The following is a 21,998-nucleotide window of genomic DNA, read 5'->3' as shown; positions in this document are numbered from 1 at the left end:
TTTAATAATGTTAAATCTTGCAGTGAAAATTGCAAAAAGGTGTTTGTTTTCAAAAACTCACATTAAAAACTTCTAGAAATTACTATTAAAGCATATTATAATATAGACGATAATTCATATGAAAATAATTTAAGAATTATAATCCAATTTAATTAATTTATTACCATCCAAGAAGAGGTATTTACACAAAAAATTACATGCTACCGAAATACCGTATGAAAAATCAAATCCTGTTTTCTCATTATATATTTTTCTAATTCTTTCAATTATTTTTTCGATATTTTCTGAATTTGTAATTATAGCAAATTCATCTCCACCCAATCTTATTATGTAATCGGTATTTCTTAAATTATTTTTTGCAATATCAACAAATTTTTTAAGAACTTCATCCCCCTTTGAATGACCATACTTATCATTTATTTTCTTTAAATCATCTATATCTATTATCGCAAAATAACCATTAAATTTATTATTATCAAAAATATTTCTATTATAAGCTCCTGTGAGCGGATCAATTAAAGCTTTATCAAAAAGTGTTTTATTTTTATCTGATAGATGTTTATATTCTAAAACAAGTGAAAAACCAAACCCTAAACTTGCAGCCAATACACCATAACCAAAAATTAAAGGTTCATTTAATCCTAAAAATAATACTAATATAGAATGTATAGAAGTTATTGTTAAAAAGGTTACAGGAAATAACAAATAAATGTTATTAGATTTATATATCCAGTATGTAAGAATCATTAAATTTATCATTGCTATTAAGTTCAAATAATTTGAAAATATTTTTAAATAATAAAAGTTAGGGGATAATAGTAAAATAAATATCGAAAATGAAGTAATGTAAATCATTATTTTAGATTTAATCCTATTAAAGAAATAATATTCAATTCCTATAAGAACTAAAATACTACTTATATAAAATGAACTTAAGAATATCTTTCTTAGAATTAAAGAAAATAAAATACTTCCATTATATAATCTACTTACAGTGTCAAAAATATATATACCTATAAATAAAGTAGACAATCCCATATATTTAAAATACTTTAAATCATTGTATCCAGATATTATTAGTAAAATTAAGCCTAAAACTATCGCTGCACCTATTGATATTAAATATATATTTTCATTAAAAAAATTTAAGAAAAAAATTTTTTTAATAGCTGTCATTTTATCAGTTAAAAAGATTTTTTTCTGAATTCCAATATCATATAATCCTTTTATCCTTAATTTTAATCTGTTTTTATCTTTTAAAAGATTTTTATCAAAAACAACATAAAAAGCTTTATTCCATAAACTGGAATATTTATATCCATTCTCATATATTAACATATCATTTAAATAAACTGATATTTCATTATAAGATAACATAGGAAATAAAATTACGTTATAATCTGTTTTATCAAAAACAACTTCAAATTCCATTTCTGTTGGATTTTTTGTTACTTTATAAAAAACAGGAAAATCCAAAATTTGCCCTTTTGGAGAATAATAGCATTTTATGGATAATAATATAAATACGAAAAGTAAAATAGCCAATAACATAATAAACAATCTTTTCTTCATGACTACCCCCATATTTCTGGTTCTATTTCTAAATCTTCTCCATATTTTTCTTTTACTATATTTTTTACATATTCTATTATATTCATTACATCTTCAAATTTAGCATTCCCCTTATTAATAATAAAACCTGCATGCTTATTTGATATTTCCGCATCACCTATTGAAAAACCTTTTAACCCCAATTTTTCAATGGTAGTTCCCACATAAAAATCTGGTTTAGGTCTTTTAAAAATACTTCCAGCACTTGGATATTCTAATGGTTGCTTTTCCCATCTTTTAAGAGATAACTCTTTTACTTTTTTTTCTATATTATTTTTTTCTTCACTATACAATTTCAATTTAGCTTCTAAAGAAATATATCTTCTTTCTTGGAAAATACTTTTTCTATAATCGAATTTTATATCTTTTCTCTTTAAAATAATTACTTGCTTATTTTCCATGTCATAAGCCTCAACCTCTTCTACAACATCTTTTATTTGACCACCATATGCTCCTGCATTCATAAATAGTGCTCCACCTAAACTTCCTGGGATCCCAACAGCAAATTCTAATCCAGATAAACTATTTTCCATGGCTAAATAAGATAATCTGGATAAAGACATTCCTACCTCTGCTATAATGCTATCCTTTTTAATAGTAAAATTATTTAAATATTCAGTGCTAATCACAATAAATTTAAGCGGGTTATCATCAACAATTATATTAGCACCACCGCCAATAATTTTAAATAAATAATTGTTTTCCAACATATAATTTAAAACGTTAATAAATATTTTTTTTGTTTTGGGCTTAACAAATAATGGAACCTTACCACCAATCCTAAAGGTTGTATGTCTATTCATTGATTCATCAACACTAACATCACAACCCATTAAATAAAGTTCTTTTGCTATTTTTAAATAATTCATTTTAGCATCCACTCCAATATTTCAACAATTTCTTCACTAGCAGGATGTTTTTTTACTTCATCAAACAAATTTTGATTTTTAAAAAACATTTTTTGAATAGAATCTAAAATTAAAGCTTTTTCTGATTTTGAAATATTAGACATATATTTGTTCAATAAATAATTTATTCCTTTTTTTGTTGGATGTTCTGCTATAGCCATTATAGCAAGATCTTGAATATCTCCAGTATCATCTAAAAAAGTCGATAAAATATCTATATATTTTTCATCTTTAGTTATCCTTAATAAAGCTTCAATTATCAATGGAAATGCTCTTTCATCTGAATACATATTCATCATTCTTTCTAAATATGGTTTTAACTCTTCACATTCCATTCCAGATAATACATCAATTAAATATAACATTACCACATCATCAAAATTATTTTTACTAAATCTTTTTTTAAATTCTTCAAATAAATATTTTTTTGCATCAGTTCCTAATATATCGATTATATCAGTTATTAGTTCATATGTTTCTGAATCACTTTCTTCTAACATATCTATTAAAACCGGAATAGCTTTAACTCCTTTTTCGTCTATTATTCGTTGAATTACATCTTCTCTTTTCATCTTATTCCACCTCTTTATCAAATACTATTTCACCATACATTTCTTTAATTTCCTTTAAACGTTCTTTGTCATTTAACTCCATAATCATAGAATACATTTCGTTATTCTTCTCTTCCTTATAAATTTTAAAATGCTTATCTGCATAATTTGCTACTTGTGGCATATGTGTTATAACAATTAATTGTTTTATTTTTGAAAAACTCTTTAACTTTTTTCCAATAACATCCGCAATTCTTTGCCCTACCCCTGAATCTATTTCATCAAATAACATTGTTTCAACAAAATGAATTTCTCCTAAAACTTTTTCAATAGCTAATATTATCCTGGATAATTCACCACCAGATGCTATTTTTTCTAAAGGTAAAAATGATGATTGTGGAGTAGTTTTAGCTAACATTCTTATAGAATATGTACCATATCTATTGGGTTCAGAGAGTTTTTTAAATTCAAATTTTATTTCACTATGTTCCATATTTAATGATACTAATTCTTCTTTTATCTTTTTTTCAAATTTTAATAAAATCTTCTCGCCTTTTTCCTTAATAATTTCACCAAGATTAATCAATTCTTTTTTCTTCTTCTCAATTAAAGGATTAATCTCATTTAATATTTTTTCTAAATCATTTAATTCTTTCAAATCTTTTTTAAATCTTTCTAAATTATCAAATACATCTTCAAGAGATGGCCCATATTTTCTTTTTAAATTCATTATTTCGTTTAGCCTATTTGAAACCTCTTCTAATCTTCGAGGATCTAAATCTAGATCATATAATTTGGATTCTAAATTACTATATAATTCATTTATCATGTCTTGAATTGAAACAGCAGTATCTAAATCTTCACTATATCCATAACCAGATATATCAGATAAATCATCAACTATATCTCCTATAAGCATATCTATATTTTCCTCACTATCTTTTAAAATTGCCATTGATTTTTCTAATTTATTTCTTATTTCTTCTACATGATTTAATTTCTTATACTCTATTTTTAATTCTTCGTCTTCATTTTCTTTAGGCGAAATATTTTCTATCTCATTTATTTGAAAATTCAATATATCTATTTTCCTATAAATTTCCGATGGATCTGATGGAATATTTTTTAATTTTTCTTTTAATTCAATATATTCTTCATATAATTTATCATATTTATTTATTTCCTTTTCCATATTTTTTTTAAATATATTATATGCAATTTGATTATGATATTTTGCATTTCTTAATAAGACCTGTGAATCTTGAGTATGTACTTCCATAATATACGATCCGATCTTTTCTAAAAAAGATTTTGGAATAATGATTCCATTAGCTCTATATACAGCTCTTTTCTCATTAAAGTTGACATTTAATATAATTTCATTATTTTCAATATGAAGAATTTCGCTCAATTCATCTATAATATCATCATTTATTGTAATATATGCAGATATAGAACCATTTTTATTTCTTAAATTTTTTGGTATATTTCCACTCAACAACGAAATCAATGCTTTTATAAACATTGATTTTCCAGCACCAGATTCACCAGTAATAACATTAAGACCTTCAGAAAAATCTACATTAACTTCTTTAAAAAGGCCAAAATTTTTTATAGCTAATGAATGTATCATACGACACCTCCATTTTTTTCTTTATAATATATTTTACATTATTTTCTTTAAAAATAAAAACAAAATAGTATGTTATTTAGTATTATTCTCCTAAAAAAGTTTGACCTTTTTCGTTTTAATATGTTATAATATGTTAAAATAATTATAATATATTTCAGGGGGAAAATATGAAAGACTATATTTTTGATTTAGAAAATAAAAAAGAAATTTTAGTATCTCCGTCTAGAAAAGTTGAAGCTAAAATTGATATCATTATAAATTTTGATGATAATATTGGTATAGAAAGAAATTGGATAAAACTTGATAAACATAATTCAATAAAAAAAATAAAAAGAATACTATCTTATAATAAATCAATCATGTTGACCTCATTTCTTACTTCTGAAAAATCCTCTCTAAAAAATTATCTAATTTATATAGATTTTGGAAAATATTTAAAAAATGGTAATCAAATTGAATTCATAGATTTAGAATTAGATATTATTATAAAAAAGAATAAAAAATTTAAAATAGATGATATGGATGAATTAATTGATAGCTACGAAAAAGAATTGATATCAAAAGCAGATTTTTATACAATTCTAAATGAAGAAACAAAATTATTAAATTTATTCGAAGATACATCTCCTATTTCCGCTATATCAAAAGAAATTGGTGAGGAGCCTATAAAATGGCTATTATATTTAGGATAATATATAACTTATAAAAAAATATTAAATGACACTAATAATAAGGTGGAAAAGAATGATAAAATATTTGGTTATCGGTAGAAAAGAAGATTTTGAAGAAATTACTAATGAAATTGAAAAAAAAACAAAGGGACATATTAGATTTGGGGACTTTTTAAATCCAAGTCCCGAAGTTTTTTTAGAAAAAATAAAATATCATGATAGAGTCTTAATTGCAGACCCTGATCTAGAACATTATATATCCAAAGAATTAGAGAATTTAAAAAAGAACGGAATAATCATAGAAATTTTACCTGATATAGTTGAAAAATACCTTAAGAGAATTCCTATAACTGTATTTAAAAAATTTGAGTATTATTATTCGGAATTCTTTTTAAGCAAACAAGAAAATAGGTCATTTGATATATTGTTAGCTTTAATTTCATTAATAATAACTTCTCCATTATTTATTATAATATCTTTAATAAATTTTTTCACCATAGGAAAACCTATTATATTTAAACAAATTAGAATTGGAAAAAACAAAAAAAGATTTTTAATGTTTAAATTTAGAACAATTCACAATGATAATATTCATTCTTTTGGAAAATTTTTAAGAAAAACAAGATTAGATGAAATACCTCAGTTTATAAATGTGTTAATTGGAAATATGAATTTTATTGGTCCTAGACCTGAAATGATATCTTTTCATAAAATGTGTGAAGAAAATATTGATTATTATAATTACAGATTATATATAAATCCAGGAATAACAGGCTGGGCTCAAGTAAAATATAAATATACTACAACATTAGAAGATTATATAATTAAAACAGAATATGACCTATATTATGTAAAAAACAAAAGTTTTTTACTTGACTTAAAAATATTATTATTAACTTTTTTAGCAATTTTTAAAGATAATGGTTCATTGTGATATTTACAAAATGTATTTTTTATGATATAATATATATGCTTTTGGCCCCATAGGATAACGGCTAGTCCATCGGATTCTCAGTCCGAGAGTCGGGGTTCGATTCCCCGTGGGGCTGCCATGCATAATGGGCAGCAATTACTTGCTGCTCATTTTTTATTATATATTCTATTTTTTTACCTACATCATATTATCTTCAAAAGTTTCAACTATTAATCTCCATAATTCAGCAGTTTTTGGAAAATAAAATCCACCTCCACCAAGTAATATTACTGGAAATCTATTCTTCTTTGCACATCTTCCTAGAACAACAGAAATAGATTCATAAAACCTTTCACTTAAATCTATTGAAGACATTGGATCAAATTTATAACCATCCACTCCCATTTGAATTATTAACATATCTGGTTTAAATCCTCTTATCTCATTTGGAATATTTGATAAAACTTTTTTCATTATTTCTTGTTCATTTTCACCTGGCATAATCGGAATATTTAGATTGGTTACCCTATTTTCAGAGGTATATCCACTTAAATAAGGATATTGTGTTGAGGGGTCCTGATGTATTGAAATAGTATAAATAGAGTCATCATTTAAAAATGCTCTTTGTGTTCCATCACCATGGTGCACATCCCAATCAATTATCATAATTTTATTATATCCCTTTTTTTGAGCATATTTTGCGCCTATTACTACATCATTAAAAATACAAAATCCTCTTGCTTCATTTTCAAATGCATGATGCCATCCTCCACAAATATTAACCGCTATTCTTTCATCTGCTGTTATAGAATCTATAGCTGTTAATGTTGATCCAACAGATAATCGTGCAGGATTATACATATTTTTTATTGGAGTTTCTGCATTTCCACCCTTATTATTTTTTATGCTTTCTATATAACCTTTTGTATGAAATAAGGTAATTTCTTGTTCTGATGCATATCGTGGTTCAATTATTTTATAATTCATATTAGATTTCAATAGTTCTTCTACTCCCATTTTACATCTTACACTTCTTAAAGGATGACCATCTCCAAAATCATATTCCAAAAGTTTATCTCCCCATATAATATTAACCATATTTTTCACCCCCATTTCACTTTCTATACTCTGTTATTGAAACTTCTATAGCTTTTTCTAACGCTTTTACTATATTATCTAATGACATACTTGGTGTATTTCTTTTTTCCAATACTTGTTCAGGTAAATAAGGAACATGAATAAATCCTCCTATTGTCTTTTTAAAATCCCTTTGTATATAATACATCAACCCATATAATAAATGATTACAAACAAACGTTCCAGCAGAATTAGATATTTCCGCTGGTATTCCTATTTCTTTTATACCTTCAACTATCTTTTTTATTGGTAAATTAGAGAAATATGCATTTTCACCATCAAAAAATATTGGCTTATCTTCTGGTTTATTACCTTCATTATCTTCTATTCTAGCATCATCAATGTTTATAGCTATTCTTTCAACGGATATTGCTGTTCTTCCACCAGCTTGACCTGTGCATATAACTATATCAGGTTGAACTTCACACATTTTACTTCTTAATGTTTCAATAGACTTATAAAATACTGTAGGTATTTCTAATTTAATTATTTCTATATCCAATATTTTATCCGGCAACCTTTTTATAGCTTCAAATGATGGATTTATTTTCTCTTTCCCAAAAGGATCAAACCCTGTAATCAATACTCTCATTTTTCCCACCTACCTTTTACATATATATATATATATTATAACATTAAAAAATAAACATTATTAAATAATATATGTACATTTTTTCACTATAAGATGTTATATTTTTCACACAAAAACGTAATATATTTGTTGTATAATAAAAGTGGATAAAAATTATCCATTTTAATCAGGAGGTGAAATTATGGCATTTATGAATTTTAAAATTACATCAGAAAGCGCCAGCCCTACAAAAACAATTGTTAAAGCAAGAAATTTTGAAATCGTAATAGACGAACCAGAATCTTTAGGTGGAAAAGATGAAGGAGCAAATCCTGTTGAATTTTTATTAGCCGCATTTGCAGGCTGTTTAAATGTTGTAGGTCATTTAGTAGCAAAAGAAATGGGATTTGAACTTAAAAAGATGAAAATTGACATTGATGGAGATTTAAATCCTGCAAAATTTCTTGGAAAACCGTCTAAAGATAGAACAGGTTATGTTCAAATTAATGTTTCGTTTGATTTAGAAACTGATGCCGATGAAGAAACATTAAAAGAATGGTTAAGCAAAGTAGAACAAAGATGTCCAATTTCTGATAATCTACAAAATCCTACACCTATTAAATTTAATATATCAAAGTTTTAAATAAAGGAGCCTTGTGCTCCTTTATTTAAAAATTTCTTTATATACTCTTAAAAAGTTTTCTCCTAAAATCATATTTATTTCTTTTCCATTATAACCATGTTTTTTCAAAGTTTCTATAAATATATTTAGCTCATGGTGTCCCTTTAAAACATCATCGTTATTTCCAAACATATCACAAAAGTCAAAACCTATACCTACATGTTCTACTCCCACTAAATTAGATATATAATCAACATGTTGTACTAATCCTTCTGCATTATTTTCTTTAGGATCAATACTTACAAATTTTCCATTACCGTTTATACCTATAACCCCACCTGTTTCTGCTATAGCTTTTATTTGATCATCAGTTAGATTTCTCTTTGAATGAAAAATATTTCTGACATTAGAGTGAGAGGCAATAATTGGTGAATTAGAAAATTTAATAACATCCCAAAAACCTTCATCATTTAAATGACTGACATCTATAATCATATGCAATTTTTCTATTTCTTTTAATACTTCAACGCCAAAAGCCGTTAACCCACCTTTAGTTCCTTCTTCCTTTTCAGAAAAATAACAACCATCTGCCACATAATTCCTTCTACTCCATACTAAACCCGCAAACCTTACACCTAATTCATAAAAAATTTTTAAAAGATAAATATCATTTCCAATTGGTTCTAATCCCTCAAAAGATAACATAATTCCGATAATATCATTTTTCACTGCATATTCAATATCTTTTATGTTTTTACATAGCATTATTTTTCCATTAGATTCTTCTATTTCGTAATATAATGAACTAATTTGATCCAATGCATTCCTTAGTGCCATTTCAGGAATATAGTATTCTTCAATAAAAAGAGAAGAAACTATAATATTAAATCCACCTTTTTTAAATTTAGAATAATGATCTTCTAATATAACATTTTTTCTTCCTTTCTTTCTTTTTTCATATACATCTACTAATAAATCAAAATGCCCATCAATAATTACTTTATTCATATTATCCCTCCAAAATAAAAACAAATATAACAAAATTTTATTTTACATAACATTATCAAATAACTTCTATTACTATATTTTTTCTATATTTCTAAAATTTTATCTATTTCAGACAATGCTGTTAATGCCCCATTTTTAGTACATGCTAATTCTCCTACTTTATTTGCAAATTTTCCTATTTTAAAATAATCTTTCTCTCCTTGAGAAAGTTTATATAAAAACGAACCAACAAAAGCATCTCCTGCTCCTGTAGAATCTATAGACTTAACTTTAATGCTATCTATTTTCTTTATACTTTTACCATCACTTAGCAATGAACCTTCTTTCCCAAGAGTTACAGCTACTATTTTAGCGCCAATATTATGAACAAATCTCACCGATTCATACATATTATTATTTCTAGAAACTAAAAATAATTCTTCCTCACTAAATTTTACAAAATCTGCATATCTAATCATTTGCTTACTTAATTCAATTAGCTTCCCTGTTTCTTTCCATAAATCTTCTCTGTAATTAATATCAAAAGATATAAATTTTTTATTTTCTTTTGCAAATTCAAAAATTTTAAAATACGTTGTCTGCAATTCTTCATCTAAAAAAGCTGTTGCAGATCCAAAATGGAAAATATCAAAATCATTTAATCTATCAAAATCAATATCTTTAATTTTTAAATTTTTATCTGCTCCTCTAAAAAACACAAAATCCCTTTCACCATCTTCCATTAATGAAACAAAAGCCAGAGTAGTATTTAATTCATTATCATAACTTATTAAAGAGGTATCTACATTATATTTTTTTAACTGTTCGACCAAATATTTACCAAAAGGATCATTTCCAACTTTCCCTACAAATGCACTTTTCCCGCCTAATAGTGAAATTACCGCAGCAACATTAGCCGGAGCACCTCCAAATTTTTTCTCGAAAGTATTTCCTCTTGCAATATCTTTATTCTTATCGAAACATATAAAATCAATTAAAACTTCTCCTACAGTCAATATTTTTTTCATATTAATTCCCCCATACTTTTTAACTTTAATTCTATTTTACTACATATTTTTTCATTCTTTACAAAAAAATTATACTGCTCAGTATAATACTGAACAGTATAATGATTTGAAATATTAAAAAAGTTCACTTAAATCGTGTTTCTATTCCTTAGAGTTATATATTAATCTCTTCAAAAACCAATCTCATATTCCAATATGGATTATTAAAGACAACTATGAATATTTTATGGCAAGTGCTAATTTATGCATTTACATTCCAATATGGATTATTAAAGACAGTCATACCAGAAATTTTATCTTTTAATTTGCTTATCTTTACATTCCAATATGGATTATTAAAGACCTACTTTGAGAAAACAAATTGTTTTGGATGTATTCGGCTTTACATTCCAATATGGATTATTAAAGACTGTATTTGATTTTGAGGTTAATCCTGTTTTGAATTTCTTTACATTCCAATATGGATTATTAAAGACTCCACGAATGAGGTTGCGAAGGGTTTTTCTTCGAGTCTTTACATTCCAATATGGATTATTAAAGACGATAAATATTTTATGTAATTTAATTTAATTTAATTATTACACTTTACATTCCAATATGGATTATTAAAGACTTTAAATAATCTATTCCCTATGTTAATCTCTGAAGTCTTTACATTCCAATATGGATTATTAAAGACTATAACCCCCTATTATTATTTTTATTAGATTTTAAACTTTACATTCCAATATGGATTATTAAAGACTCAGGTAATCATGAAGATAGAACAACAAGGAGAGTCTTTACATTCCAATATGGATTATTAAAGACTTTAACCATGATTCCCCTCCTATTTTATTAATATATCTTTACATTCCAATATGGATTATTAAAGACATAAATCTGTTATTATATAATCTTTTGAACCACTTGCTTTACATTCCAATATGGATTATTAAAGACAATGTCCTTATCTAACCCCCCTGATTGATTTTCAGTCTTTACATTCCAATATGGATTATTAAAGACTTGGAAAAGAAAAATGAATAAATTTGTAGGTTATTTCTTTACATTCCAATATGGATTATTAAAGACACTTTCCAGTTCTCTTAATTCAACTTGATTTATGATCTTTACATTCCAATATGGATTATTAAAGACAAATGTTGCAAATCTTACTTTATCCCATCCTACAACCTTTACATTCCAATATGGATTATTAAAGACGTAAAATATTACCAGAACTTGAAAAAGAAGGATTTGACTTTACATTCCAATATGGATTATTAAAGACGATAAATTCCTGCCGTATTATCAACTACCATATTAACCTTTACATTCCAATATGGATTATTAAAGACCATTTTTCAATTGTTCTTCTGTCAAATTTCTTAATTCCTTTACATTCCAATATGGATTATTAAAGACTTGTATAAATAGCATAACGCATGGCATCCATTGAACTTTACATTCCAATATGGATTATTAAAGACGAGTTAAACCGTCTGACAATACAGCACCAAGATTATTCTTTACATTCCAATATGGATTATTAAAGACCAAAGTCAAGTCCATAAAATCTTTCATCATAATTTTCCTTTACATTCCAATATGGATTATTAAAGACTTTCAATGAAGGTTGATTCATTTCAGTAACTTGCAACTTTACATTCCAATATGGATTATTAAAGACTAGATAATCTCTTACTTGTTCCGGAGCAATTACAGCCTTTACATTCCAATATGGATTATTAAAGACATTTACAGCTTGACCTATTCCGATTTTATTTAATAACTTTACATTCCAATATGGATTATTAAAGACAAATAATGAAACAATACCTTTTTCACGTATTATTGTCTTTACATTCCAATATGGATTATTAAAGACTTTTGATAGTTCTGTAAGAATGAATTTATACAGACCTTTACATTCCAATATGGATTATTAAAGACACAAAATAGATCTAAAATGTTAGAAAGTTTAATAGCCTTTACATTCCAATATGGATTATTAAAGACTAATATCACTCCTTCTAATATTTTAATTTTATTTCCCTTTACATTCCAATATGGATTATTAAAGACTACATTACTACTACAACAAAGGAGTGAAAAATAATCTTTACATTCCAATATGGATTATTAAAGACAAAGAAAAACATTAGAGGTTGGTAATTTGGAGATAACCTTTACATTCCAATATGGATTATTAAAGACACCAGCAAAAGCATTTTCTATCATAATATCAAAATTCTTTACATTCCAATATGGATTATTAAAGACTCATTATATTTATAATATTTATTATTAGTCCTTTTCAACATAGTCAATTGTCTATATATATTTAATTACTTAAAAAAATTACTTTTAAATATATCAATCTTATATCTTATTTTATTCATAGTATATTAGAACTTTGTCGAACATATATATTCTTTTTAAAACTATACATCGACAATTATAAAAAATTTGACGTTTTATCCTCTTCAACTCCCCAAAATTCCTTGTTTAACCATCTTTCATTACGGCTTTCAAAAACTATTATCGAATCCAAATCTTTTCTAATAATATTTTCTAATTCATGTCTTAATTTATATATTTCTGATTTCGTTAATTCCCCCTCAAAAACAGAATTTTGTATATGATATAAATACTTTTTACAAATTTTAAATACCTTTGGTAAAATTTTTTCTCCAACACCTTCTTCATCAAATTTGATATCATAAACTAATAATATATACATATTTTCTCACCACCATAATGTAAAACCTTCATAATTTTTTTCTTCTAATAAATGCTTTATTAACTTATAACATTCTAATCTTATAAGATATCTATACGATACTTTTTTATGCAAGTTTTTGTGCATTATAGTTTTTTTTAATCTTTCGTCATACATTTCAAGTATTTTTTTTCTTGCTTTATCTTTTAGATATAATCCATTTAAATCTTTTTCAAAATCTTTTTCAGTAATAATTTTCTTATTTAATAATAAAAATATCAATCTATCTCCTATTAACGGCTTAAATATTTCCGATATATCTAAACTTAATGAAAATCTTCTCTCACCAGGTTCATGTAAATAACTTATGGATGGATTTAAATATGTTTTATAAATTTCAGATATTGTTGTTGTATATATTATCGAATTAATAAAAGATATTAGTGTATTAACAATATTTTCTGGTGGCCTTTTGGTTCTTTTTTCAAAAGAAAAATCAACTATATTATCCCATGAAGAATAATAAACTTCTCTAATATTTCCTTCTATTCCCATCAATTGAGAAATATCCTTTTGTTCGCTTATTTTATTTCTTAAATAATTTATTTCATTAATATAAGTTTCAATATTTTCTTTTCTAGAATTATAGTATCTTAAATTTCTAAATATATTAAATGAAGCTGCTTCTATGATTTCCTTTGCTATGTATAATCTTTTTTCACTATCTAAATAATGTTCTACTTGTTTAACTAAAATATTTCCAGAAATTTTATTTTCTTTAGGAATATAAGTTCCTGAATAATAACCGTAATAATTATAAAAATGAACTAGTATATTTTTTTGAGATAAAAAATTTAACAACTTACTATTTAATGTAATCTCACCAAAAACATATATATCATTAACAACTTCTATGGGAATATAAGACTTCCCATTTTTATTTATTAGTATTAAACTATTATCTTTTCTTTGTAATGTTCCACTTGAAAAAATATATATAGTTTTCTTCATAATTTATATATAGCAAAATTCATAAAATGCACATTTTTTACAAACACTAGTTTTTGAAATTTTCTCTGGTATTTTTTCAGAACTTTTTATTATACTTATTTCGCTAATAATTTTTTCTATAAATCCTTTATCTTTCTCTTCATACAAAACTTTTATTCTTTTTCTTAAATTTGGATAGTCTATAATTCCCTCTTTCACATTAACTCCATGCATATTTAAATAATATATATAATATTTCAATTGCCAAATATTAGCTTCTTCAAATGAGCGTGATTTTTTTATCTCATGTATAACTTTTTTATCTCTAATAAGGTCTATATTGATTTCATCGTTTATCATAATATTTTTTTGAGAATTTTTATAATAATTCTCTTCTATATATTTTCCTATTTTTACATCTTCATTTTCATTCTCCAGTGAAATCCCATGGGTATAAAACCACAATTTTCTTTTACAAATAAAATAATAATAAAATTCTATTCCTGAAATCATTTTAACTCCTAAAAAAAGTTATTAAACTCTTTATTTTCATCTTTACTATATGTTATTCCTAATTTTTTTGAATATTCGCAATTATGAATAAACAACTTTTCATATTCATTAATTTTTATCTCTTTTATATTATTTAATTCATTATATCGTATAGAAGTGGTATAATTTAAAATTTCATCTTTAATCTTATATTTCTTTTTTCTAGAAATATTTTTTTCATTATATTTTTTTATTAATTCGTTTATATATTCTTCATTTTCATTATAAACATCTTTAGGAATAACTAATACAGAATCTATATCTCTAAATATTTTTGATACTTCACTTTTTTCTAATTCATAAAGATTATATGTTTTCACAAACTCCATATTGTCTTTCAATTTATTATAATATACTGTATTCATTATATTTTCATAATCATATACTTCATCTATTATTTCCAATTTTTTTTCTTTTGATAATGGTCCATTTATATTAAATAATGATTTTTTTGATAATTCAAAAATATCTTTATAAATAACCTTACCCACTCCAGAACAATTGTCAGTAAACACATAAACATTATATCCATCTTTATCCCAAATCCTTCTTCTGTATACTCTTCCCATTCTTTGAAATAATCCATTTATATCTGATAATTCAGTAAACAATATATCAAAATCAATGTCTAATGAAGCTTCAACAATTTGAGTACTTATCCATATACTCTTTTTTTTATAATTATTACCTAAATCAAATATTTCTTTCTCCTTATTTGATCTATCTTTTTTAATAAATTTTGAATGAAGTAAATTAACTTCATCAAAACTAACTCCTAAATCTATTAGATCATTATATATTCTTTGTGCTTGATTTATTGTATTACATATAACTAAAATTCTATTTTTATTATATTTTTCTATAATATATTTTGCATCAATATTATCATTAATAACTTTTAAACTATGCCTTATATCATTATTAATAAATGGCTTTTCAGAGATAATAAAATTATTTATACCAACATCTTTAAACTCTTTTAATAAAAATTTTGGAAAGGTTGCTGTTAAAATTGAAAAATTTCCTCCAAATTTTGTAATTATTTTTAAACCCAATATTAGGTAAGCAAGTAAGTCAGGTGAATACATTTGGATTTCATCAAAAATTATTTTTGAATAAGACATTGTTGCTACTTTAAGTTCAAATCCTTTATATCCATAAACAATATTAAATAACTGATCTAAAGTTGTTATTGTTAATGGCAATGATAATTGTTTTGTTTTAGTAAAATAATAATCAACATCTTCTATATTTTCTTCTCTTTTTAAATATTCAGAATAAGTATCCGAATGCAAAATACCAACATTTTCTGTATTTTTATCTTTTAATATTTTTTTAGTGATTCTATCATATATAGCATTAATGGCCACTTTTAAAGGCAAAGTATAAAATCCTTTATTATTTCCTATCCACAATAATCCTGCTTCTGTTTTGCCCATACCTGTTTGAGCTATTGCTATAACATTATTATCTCTATTTTCGATCATATATTTTTGTAAATCATTCCATTGATATCCAAGTTTTTCCATATTGCTTAATAAAAAGTTATTTGAAATTTCTACGGGTATATGAGCACTAGCTGCATAATCAATTTTGTTTAATAATCCTTTTAATAAAACATAGTTTTTGAAATTTTTGTCCTCTTTATATATTCTTTTCTTAGGAACAAAATACCTTGCACTAATTTTATTTAACTTTATACTCTTATTTATTTTAGAGTAATCAAAAAAATTCACTAAAGAATTCATTTCTTCTATTTTACTATTAATCATATTTAAATCATAATTACTATAATCTCTTTCATGATGATATGCGATAATTTGATATAACAACTTTATTTCATCTTCTGTAAATTTATTTTTTAATTCTCTTGGATTCAAAAACAATAAACTTAAAAGGGAATGAGGAATTTCATTCTCATTCCTCTTTCCCTTTTTCAATTTCTCTTGAAAGTCTGGGTTTATTTTTCCTAAATCATGATATATGCATGCATATTTTAACAAATTCCAATTAACAGAAATTTTTTTATTATATAATGCTTTTAAATTATTCAATTGCTCAATTAAATTATCAGTATGTTCTTGTATTGTTTCTGGAGGATTAGATTTTGCTAAAAAAATCATAGTTTTCACCTCAAGTTAATAATAATACGTCTCCTTCTTCATCTACAATATATTTTTCATCTGTATAAAAAATGGGACCTGATGCATATAATACCTCTACTTTATTCCACTTTCTTATGAATTTCTTATTTTTATTATTTCCTATATTCTCTAAAATATAGTTTTTATTTAGGATATATTTTGTTCCTACATATTTTACTCCTTCTGTATAATTTTGAAATTCTATATTTTTATATTTTTTTATTGGTATATAATAGGAAAAATCTGTATAAATATCTTTATCTAATTCTCTTTCTTCATATTCGACAACTTTAACTTCTCTAATAATAGCAATATCCTCTCTTCTTCCTAAAGAAGGATATTCTCTTGGATACTTTAATGATTTTTCTATTAATTCAATCAAATTCTCATCCTCTGGTACTATGTGTATCATTAACTTGACATCTATAAGCATTTCTGTTGTACCTATTCCTTGAGTTATTCCATATCCTTTCACCATCAATTGATGTCTTCCTTTTTCAAATTTCATTTCAGGTTTAAATTCATATCTAGTATATAAATCATTAACTTTTGAATAATATTTACCTGCAATACTTACTTGCATTTCTTTATATCCTTTAAAATCACATAGTTTATGAATCATACCTATTACAGTAGAATAAGGTGGGAGAGGATATGTTTCCCTCAACCCAAAACTTGTAGGAATCCTGTAATTAGCAGTTTCTTGTTCTATTTTTATCTTAATTGCCTTCATAATACTCCCTTACCTTCTCTTTTAATTTTTCAAATAATTTTGGAATGGAAACAGCATTAAGTTTTTCTTTAATTTCATTCTCATTGTCAAATTTTCCATCAATAATCCCACATACTGTATTTTCTTTTACCTTTTGATATTCCAATATCGATAACAATGGTTCAACCTTAATTTTATTATTTTCTACTTCAACCAGATTTTGAAAGAATGGATTTTTAATATCATAAACTCCTCCAATTGCGAATAATGGTTTTAAATCTTCTCTTCTTCCTTTAATATCCCTATATAAAAAGGCTATAGTATCTAATAACTTTTGAACTCTTTTAGATTTTTCTTCATTAGGTATTTCAATATCTTCATTTTTATCAACACCTATTTCATCTAAATCTATATTTATCGTATATCTGTAATATGATCTATGTATTTCTGATTGAGCTATATTCATATTTTCATTTAATCTATCAGCTAGTCCTTTATTTGTTAAAAAATCAAGATCTCCTTTAAAATCTTCCAAAGATATAGCATGTGATATTCTGACTTTTGCATCTCTAGTTAAACTTCCTTCTCCTTTTTTCGTTTTCATATATCCAAAAAAGTCTATTTCAGGATATTTATCTATTGTTGCATCAGGATGAAATTGTATAACCTTTTTATCTCCACTTCCTTCAGATTTTACTGGAGCTAACTCATATCCCAATTGATTAACGATATTATATCTAATTGCTTGCCTGGATATATAAGTCTGTTGTTTGCCATCCCTTGATAACTTTTTTAATGTTGTAACATTACCTAATCCTTCGCCAAAATTGGCACTTTCAGCTTCAAAAATTATTGTTAATGTTAATCCTTTTTTATCCATTATTTTCATCCCCTTTCTTATATTCTCCAAATAATCCAGCTATATAGGCATATCCTACACTTTTGAAAATGTCGTTATTATCTAAGGCTTCTATAATTATTTTTGGAACTGGCTTATCAACATATAAATAACAATTCAATAATGTATCCATAAAGCTATCTTTATTATTTACTTTTAATGCATTTAACAACTTGTATGATATACCTGAAAGTTTGTGTTCACTTCCTTTGGATAAATAGAACTGTCTCATTAAATATCCATAATAATTCGCTTGTTTAACTTCACTTTCATTAAAATCCTTCATATCTTTCACCTCGCTTAAATAATTTAAATTTATTTTAATTAGGTTATTTATAGTTCTTATTGAATAATATCCATTTGTTTTATCAGAAAGTTTTATTCTTAGAAGATCATTTATTAGATCATATAATTCTATATTATTTGTTATTCTAAAAATAACCTCCTCATACAACATTACTTTATCTTTATAATCCTCCTTTTTATAATCCCCCTTTTTTGTTGGATAGTAATAATTATTTATCAATTCATTCAATATTTTTGATGATTTTTTTAATGCTGATAATATCTTTTTCGATAATATGTTAAAATAATATTTATATTTTTTATTTTTCAACTTATCCACCAACTTAACTACCAATTTAACTATTTGAATATCAGAATATTCATATTTTGTTGTTTTATTTAAGTTCTCATATATACTACTTAATAATGTTTTATATGAAAACATATATTTATCATATTCCTTAATTGAATCATTGTAGGTTTCCATCATTATTCTTTTGTTTATGTTATAGATATCTTCAACTGAATGATTCAAATTAACAAAAAGCCCTTTATCATACACATAAGTAAATCCTGCTGGAATACATGAATAAACCAATTTACAAATCGGGCATATATATGTATCATTAATAAAATTCCATACATTAGACGGTTTTCTCGCATCATCAAAGCCAATATTTTTTAAAAAAGACATATTTGTTTCCAGTTTTTTCATTGGTCTATTACAAGAAAAACATGTATATTTATATTTTTTTATTTCATCATTTTCTAATTTTACATACTCTAAGAATGGTTCTAAAAAATAATTTTTATATTCATCATACATGTTTTTATCCTGTCTTTGTCGATTCAAAAAACTAACCCCATCCAACGCCTTTTTTACTATTGTAAATATTGAATTTTTTGCACCTATATATTTTTTCACTATAGGATGTTCTAAAAATTCAATTATTTTTTTTAATATCAATAAATTGTTCTTTATTACTTCAACCTTAGATGATTTACTTATTTTTTTAAATTTATTAATTTCCTCTAAAATATTTAAAGTATTTAATTCTTGGTATATTAAATCGTATGCACTTTTAAAACTTGGTTTTTTTAGGGTATCTTTAAAAGATTTAATTATAGCATTTATTTCATCTATATCTTCTTTTGAAAAATTTTTTTGATTTTCTTTTTTTTCTATAATTTCTTTATATGAAACCAATTGATGCCAATTCAAATTTTTATATGTATTAATAAAATAATCAAAATATTTTTCTTCAAAGTTTTCAAAAGCTTCAATTTTGATTTCTATTTCATCATATTCCATATCTAGATTTTTCTCATATGTTCTATACCTAACATTATCTTCACCTAATATATTAATCAGTCCTACTATTCCGGCATTATATAACCAATCTGATAATCTCAAAGTTATATAATCTTCTTTCAATTTATCCATTTTATCACCCCTAAATTATATCTACCATTCCAAACCCAGAACTTCTTTTACTACCAATCCCCGATTTATATACAAAGTCTAATATTTTTTTATCTCCTTGTATTTTCAAAATACCTAAATTACTTTTGATTTTTTTATTATAATTTAATATTGTTGTTTTTTTAAAATCTAATACTTTAATATCTAATTCTCCATTTTCACTTTTGAACAATTTGTTATATTGATATTTAATGTTATTTTTTAGTATATCTATAGCATTTTCCTCATCAAAATAATAATATCTATCTTCTTCTTTATTGTGTTCTCTAATAATTATTGGAGATAATGTCTTTATTATTATTTCATTTTTATATACATTTTTTTCTGGTAATTTAATAATGTTATTTAATTTCAAAACATTATTTTTTATCGGAAATTCTTTGTATTTCATATTAATAAAAGCATTGTAAAAATGTATTCCTGTTTTATAGGATGAGGTTGATAAAAACATTGATATATTTTCATTTTCAATTTTTATATTTTCTTCAAAACTACATTTCCCAAAATACACCGAAAATGTATAATCCTTTAATATAGGATCTTTATTTCTAAAGTATTCTCCAAATACATTTTCATCATAACTTTCCAATGATTTTTTTATAAAACTCATAAATATACGTCTATAGTCTTTTGGTATTTCCTTAGATTTTAAACGAAATACTAATTTTAATCTCATAATTTCACCTCGTATCTCTGTATGGATTATAATTCTAATGAAAAAATTTTATCTCCAATATTGAAAATTAATATATCACTCGATATATTAATTAATAAAAACAACGAGACCCTTTTAGGCCTCGTTGTCTATTTTTAATAATATTAAATTTTTATTGGTTTGTGCTTTTAGTTTTATAATATAATAAAACATAACCATCCCCCATTAAAATTCCTATTTCTATTATAATAAAAAATTTTTAATTTGTCAAGTTATTTTTTATTTTTTTAACATTAACTGATAATATAAAAACTATATAATAATAAACACTTCATATATTTCAATAATAGTAAAAACACATTATTTTATAATTATTTAACTCTCCATTCTTCTTCTCCTTCTTTTACTAATTTATATTCGTCTGGTAAGGTAAAATAACCTATAATCTTAAAAATATCAGCTATAAATATCAATAAAAAGCCAACCAAAACTATTGAAAGAATTAAACCCCATTTTAGGAATTTTGCCGCTTTATAAAAATAATCATTACCAAAATAATCACCTAATAATCTATATGCTTTTATTTCGTAAATCACAGGAGTTATCATTATAGCTATAATAGATAAGATAATTAAAAACGAAGAAAATCCACTTATTCCATATGAAAAATCATAATCTGTAACCGTTCGTGAAAGATATATAGCTTTTGATAATAAAGCACCTGCAAATAAGACATAACCAATTATTTCAGGCCATAATATATAATTAAATATTCTTTTATCATTTACTTTCTCACTAATCCTATAAACTCCAATTAATAGAAGTATTACCCCAACAATTCCAAAATATCCCGTCATACCAAGAACTACTCCTATACCTGCCATTATTTTTGCGTTTTTTAAATTCATACCCATCCCTCCTATATTATTAAAATTAACATTAT

Annotated in this window: 20 protein-coding genes, 1 tRNA gene and 1 CRISPR repeat array; of the genes, 4 read left to right on the top strand and 17 right to left on the bottom strand. The window is 24.4% G+C overall.

The annotated features are described in order from the left end of the window. Positions 1–129: 129 nt before the first annotated feature. From ACZ5CK_RS03505 to ACZ5CK_RS03490, 4 genes are read right to left on the bottom strand one after another with little or no spacing between them, the layout of a single operon-like run. Entirely contained in the window at positions 130–1,572 is a 1,443-nt protein-coding gene (locus ACZ5CK_RS03505) for a GGDEF domain-containing protein (protein ID WP_464582521.1), read from the bottom strand. 2 nt (positions 1,573–1,574) lie between these two features. Beyond that, positions 1,575–2,480 carry a UDP-N-acetylmuramate dehydrogenase gene (gene murB / locus ACZ5CK_RS03500; RefSeq protein WP_464582520.1) on the bottom strand — a complete coding sequence of 302 codons (906 nt, stop codon included), beginning with the start codon at positions 2,478–2,480 and terminating at the stop codon, positions 1,575–1,577. Then, a complete protein-coding gene (locus tag ACZ5CK_RS03495; RefSeq protein WP_464582519.1) occupies positions 2,477–3,091 on the bottom strand; it encodes a hypothetical protein in 615 nt (204 codons plus the stop codon). Before ACZ5CK_RS03495 ends, murB begins: the two co-directional genes overlap by 4 nt. A 1-nt stretch (position 3,092) precedes the next feature. Then, on the bottom strand, positions 3,093–4,703 hold the full coding sequence (locus ACZ5CK_RS03490; RefSeq protein ID WP_464582518.1) for a DNA repair protein RecN: 1,611 nt from the start codon (positions 4,701–4,703) through the stop codon (positions 3,093–3,095). Positions 4,704–4,870: 167 nt separating this feature from the next. Here ACZ5CK_RS03490 and ACZ5CK_RS03485 point away from each other — a divergent pair, with 167 nt between their 5' ends. The 3 genes from ACZ5CK_RS03485 (at position 4,871) to ACZ5CK_RS03475 (ending at position 6,426) form a co-directional block, all read left to right on the top strand. Beyond that, complete coding sequence (locus ACZ5CK_RS03485; protein WP_464582517.1) at positions 4,871–5,395, top strand: DUF402 domain-containing protein; 525 nt, start codon at positions 4,871–4,873, stop codon at positions 5,393–5,395. A 52-nt stretch (positions 5,396–5,447) separates the two neighbouring features. Further along, positions 5,448–6,308 carry a sugar transferase gene (locus tag ACZ5CK_RS03480; protein ID WP_464582516.1) on the top strand — a complete coding sequence of 287 codons (861 nt, stop codon included), beginning with the start codon at positions 5,448–5,450 and terminating at the stop codon, positions 6,306–6,308. A 43-nt stretch (positions 6,309–6,351) separates the two neighbouring features. Then, positions 6,352–6,426, top strand: a tRNA-Glu gene (locus ACZ5CK_RS03475). 59 nt (positions 6,427–6,485) lie between these two features. Here ACZ5CK_RS03475 and ACZ5CK_RS03470 read toward each other — a convergent pair. Then, complete coding sequence (locus ACZ5CK_RS03470) at positions 6,486–7,385, bottom strand: histone deacetylase family protein (RefSeq protein WP_464582515.1); 900 nt, start codon at positions 7,383–7,385, stop codon at positions 6,486–6,488. A 16-nt stretch (positions 7,386–7,401) separates the two neighbouring features. Then, entirely contained in the window at positions 7,402–8,016 is a 615-nt protein-coding gene (pcp, locus tag ACZ5CK_RS03465; RefSeq protein WP_464582514.1) for a pyroglutamyl-peptidase I, read from the bottom strand. Between the two features lie 181 nt (positions 8,017–8,197). Here pcp and ACZ5CK_RS03460 point away from each other — a divergent pair, with 181 nt between their 5' ends. Continuing rightward, positions 8,198–8,638: an OsmC family protein gene (locus ACZ5CK_RS03460; RefSeq protein WP_464582513.1), complete on the top strand. Its 441-nt coding sequence runs from the start codon at positions 8,198–8,200 to the stop codon at positions 8,636–8,638. Positions 8,639–8,659: 21 nt separating this feature from the next. Here ACZ5CK_RS03460 and ACZ5CK_RS03455 read toward each other — a convergent pair whose 3' ends face one another. The 11 genes from ACZ5CK_RS03455 to ACZ5CK_RS03405 form a co-directional block, all read right to left on the bottom strand. Then, positions 8,660–9,625: a dipeptidase gene (locus tag ACZ5CK_RS03455; protein ID WP_464582512.1), complete on the bottom strand. Its 966-nt coding sequence runs from the start codon at positions 9,623–9,625 to the stop codon at positions 8,660–8,662. 83 nt (positions 9,626–9,708) lie between these two features. Then, positions 9,709–10,638 carry a carbohydrate kinase family protein gene (locus ACZ5CK_RS03450; protein WP_464582945.1) on the bottom strand — a complete coding sequence of 310 codons (930 nt, stop codon included), beginning with the start codon at positions 10,636–10,638 and terminating at the stop codon, positions 9,709–9,711. 175 nt (positions 10,639–10,813) lie between these two features. Further along, positions 10,814–12,897: a CRISPR direct-repeat array (repeat unit 30 nt; unit sequence CTTTACATTCCAATATGGATTATTAAAGAC). A gap of 175 nt (positions 12,898–13,072) precedes the next feature. Continuing rightward, complete coding sequence (gene cas2 / locus ACZ5CK_RS03445; protein ID WP_464582511.1) at positions 13,073–13,357, bottom strand: CRISPR-associated endonuclease Cas2; 285 nt, start codon at positions 13,355–13,357, stop codon at positions 13,073–13,075. Positions 13,358–13,363: 6 nt separating this feature from the next. Beyond that, the gene (gene cas1b / locus ACZ5CK_RS03440) at positions 13,364–14,347 is read right to left on the bottom strand and encodes a type I-B CRISPR-associated endonuclease Cas1b (RefSeq protein ID WP_464582510.1); all 984 of its coding nucleotides are present in this window, start codon (positions 14,345–14,347) and stop codon (positions 13,364–13,366) included. 3 nt (positions 14,348–14,350) lie between these two features. Continuing rightward, entirely contained in the window at positions 14,351–14,839 is a 489-nt protein-coding gene (gene cas4 / locus ACZ5CK_RS03435) for a CRISPR-associated protein Cas4 (RefSeq protein WP_464582509.1), read from the bottom strand. 8 nt (positions 14,840–14,847) lie between these two features. Continuing rightward, on the bottom strand, positions 14,848–17,001 hold the full coding sequence (gene cas3, locus ACZ5CK_RS03430; protein WP_464582508.1) for a CRISPR-associated helicase Cas3': 2,154 nt from the start codon (positions 16,999–17,001) through the stop codon (positions 14,848–14,850). A gap of 10 nt (positions 17,002–17,011) precedes the next feature. Further along, a complete protein-coding gene (gene cas5b / locus ACZ5CK_RS03425) occupies positions 17,012–17,755 on the bottom strand; it encodes a type I-B CRISPR-associated protein Cas5b (RefSeq protein ID WP_464582507.1) in 744 nt (247 codons plus the stop codon). After that, a complete protein-coding gene (cas7i, locus tag ACZ5CK_RS03420) occupies positions 17,742–18,614 on the bottom strand; it encodes a type I-B CRISPR-associated protein Cas7/Cst2/DevR (RefSeq protein ID WP_464582506.1) in 873 nt (290 codons plus the stop codon). The genes cas5b and cas7i overlap by 14 nt, the downstream gene beginning before the upstream one ends. Then, positions 18,607–20,361, bottom strand: a complete 1,755-nt coding sequence (gene cas8a1, locus ACZ5CK_RS03415; RefSeq protein ID WP_464582505.1) for a type I-B CRISPR-associated protein Cas8b1/Cst1 — start codon at positions 20,359–20,361, stop codon at positions 18,607–18,609. The genes cas7i and cas8a1 overlap by 8 nt, the downstream gene beginning before the upstream one ends. A gap of 10 nt (positions 20,362–20,371) precedes the next feature. After that, positions 20,372–21,076 (bottom strand): CRISPR-associated endoribonuclease Cas6, encoded by a 705-nt coding sequence (gene cas6, locus ACZ5CK_RS03410; RefSeq protein WP_464582504.1) that lies wholly within the window; start codon positions 21,074–21,076, stop codon positions 20,372–20,374. A 350-nt stretch (positions 21,077–21,426) separates the two neighbouring features. Then, positions 21,427–21,963 (bottom strand): DUF996 domain-containing protein, encoded by a 537-nt coding sequence (locus ACZ5CK_RS03405; protein ID WP_464582503.1) that lies wholly within the window; start codon positions 21,961–21,963, stop codon positions 21,427–21,429. Positions 21,964–21,998: the final 35 nt, after the last annotated feature.

This window comes from Marinitoga okinawensis (assembly GCF_055387075.1).
This window is presented reverse-complemented; position numbering and strand designations above follow the sequence as displayed.

What these genes read in the sequence shown, in the direction of transcription:
- ACZ5CK_RS03495 (WP_464582519.1), bottom strand. Translation starts at nt 3,091, where the DNA reads ATGAAAAGAGAAGATGTAATTCAACGAATAATAGACGAAAAAGGAGTT.
- pcp (WP_464582514.1), bottom strand. Translation starts at nt 8,016, where the DNA reads ATGAGAGTATTGATTACAGGGTTTGATCCTTTTGGGAAAGAGAAAATA.
- ACZ5CK_RS03470 (WP_464582515.1), bottom strand. Translation starts at nt 7,385, where the DNA reads ATGGTTAATATTATATGGGGAGATAAACTTTTGGAATATGATTTTGGA.
- cas5b (WP_464582507.1), bottom strand. Translation starts at nt 17,755, where the DNA reads ATGAAGGCAATTAAGATAAAAATAGAACAAGAAACTGCTAATTACAGG.
- cas3 (WP_464582508.1), bottom strand. Translation starts at nt 17,001, where the DNA reads ATGATTTTTTTAGCAAAATCTAATCCTCCAGAAACAATACAAGAACAT.
- ACZ5CK_RS03405 (WP_464582503.1), bottom strand. Translation starts at nt 21,963, where the DNA reads ATGAATTTAAAAAACGCAAAAATAATGGCAGGTATAGGAGTAGTTCTT.
- ACZ5CK_RS03455 (WP_464582512.1), bottom strand. Translation starts at nt 9,625, where the DNA reads ATGAATAAAGTAATTATTGATGGGCATTTTGATTTATTAGTAGATGTA.
- cas8a1 (WP_464582505.1), bottom strand. Translation starts at nt 20,361, where the DNA reads ATGGATAAATTGAAAGAAGATTATATAACTTTGAGATTATCAGATTGG.
- cas2 (WP_464582511.1), bottom strand. Translation starts at nt 13,357, where the DNA reads ATGTATATATTATTAGTTTATGATATCAAATTTGATGAAGAAGGTGTT.
- ACZ5CK_RS03480 (WP_464582516.1), top strand. Translation starts at nt 5,448, where the DNA reads ATGATAAAATATTTGGTTATCGGTAGAAAAGAAGATTTTGAAGAAATT.
- ACZ5CK_RS03490 (WP_464582518.1), bottom strand. Translation starts at nt 4,703, where the DNA reads ATGATACATTCATTAGCTATAAAAAATTTTGGCCTTTTTAAAGAAGTT.
- murB (WP_464582520.1), bottom strand. Translation starts at nt 2,480, where the DNA reads ATGAATTATTTAAAAATAGCAAAAGAACTTTATTTAATGGGTTGTGAT.
- ACZ5CK_RS03460 (WP_464582513.1), top strand. Translation starts at nt 8,198, where the DNA reads ATGGCATTTATGAATTTTAAAATTACATCAGAAAGCGCCAGCCCTACA.
- ACZ5CK_RS03485 (WP_464582517.1), top strand. Translation starts at nt 4,871, where the DNA reads ATGAAAGACTATATTTTTGATTTAGAAAATAAAAAAGAAATTTTAGTA.
- cas7i (WP_464582506.1), bottom strand. Translation starts at nt 18,614, where the DNA reads ATGGATAAAAAAGGATTAACATTAACAATAATTTTTGAAGCTGAAAGT.
- ACZ5CK_RS03505 (WP_464582521.1), bottom strand. Translation starts at nt 1,572, where the DNA reads ATGAAGAAAAGATTGTTTATTATGTTATTGGCTATTTTACTTTTCGTA.
- cas1b (WP_464582510.1), bottom strand. Translation starts at nt 14,347, where the DNA reads ATGAAGAAAACTATATATATTTTTTCAAGTGGAACATTACAAAGAAAA.
- cas6 (WP_464582504.1), bottom strand. Translation starts at nt 21,076, where the DNA reads ATGAGATTAAAATTAGTATTTCGTTTAAAATCTAAGGAAATACCAAAA.
- cas4 (WP_464582509.1), bottom strand. Translation starts at nt 14,839, where the DNA reads ATGATTTCAGGAATAGAATTTTATTATTATTTTATTTGTAAAAGAAAA.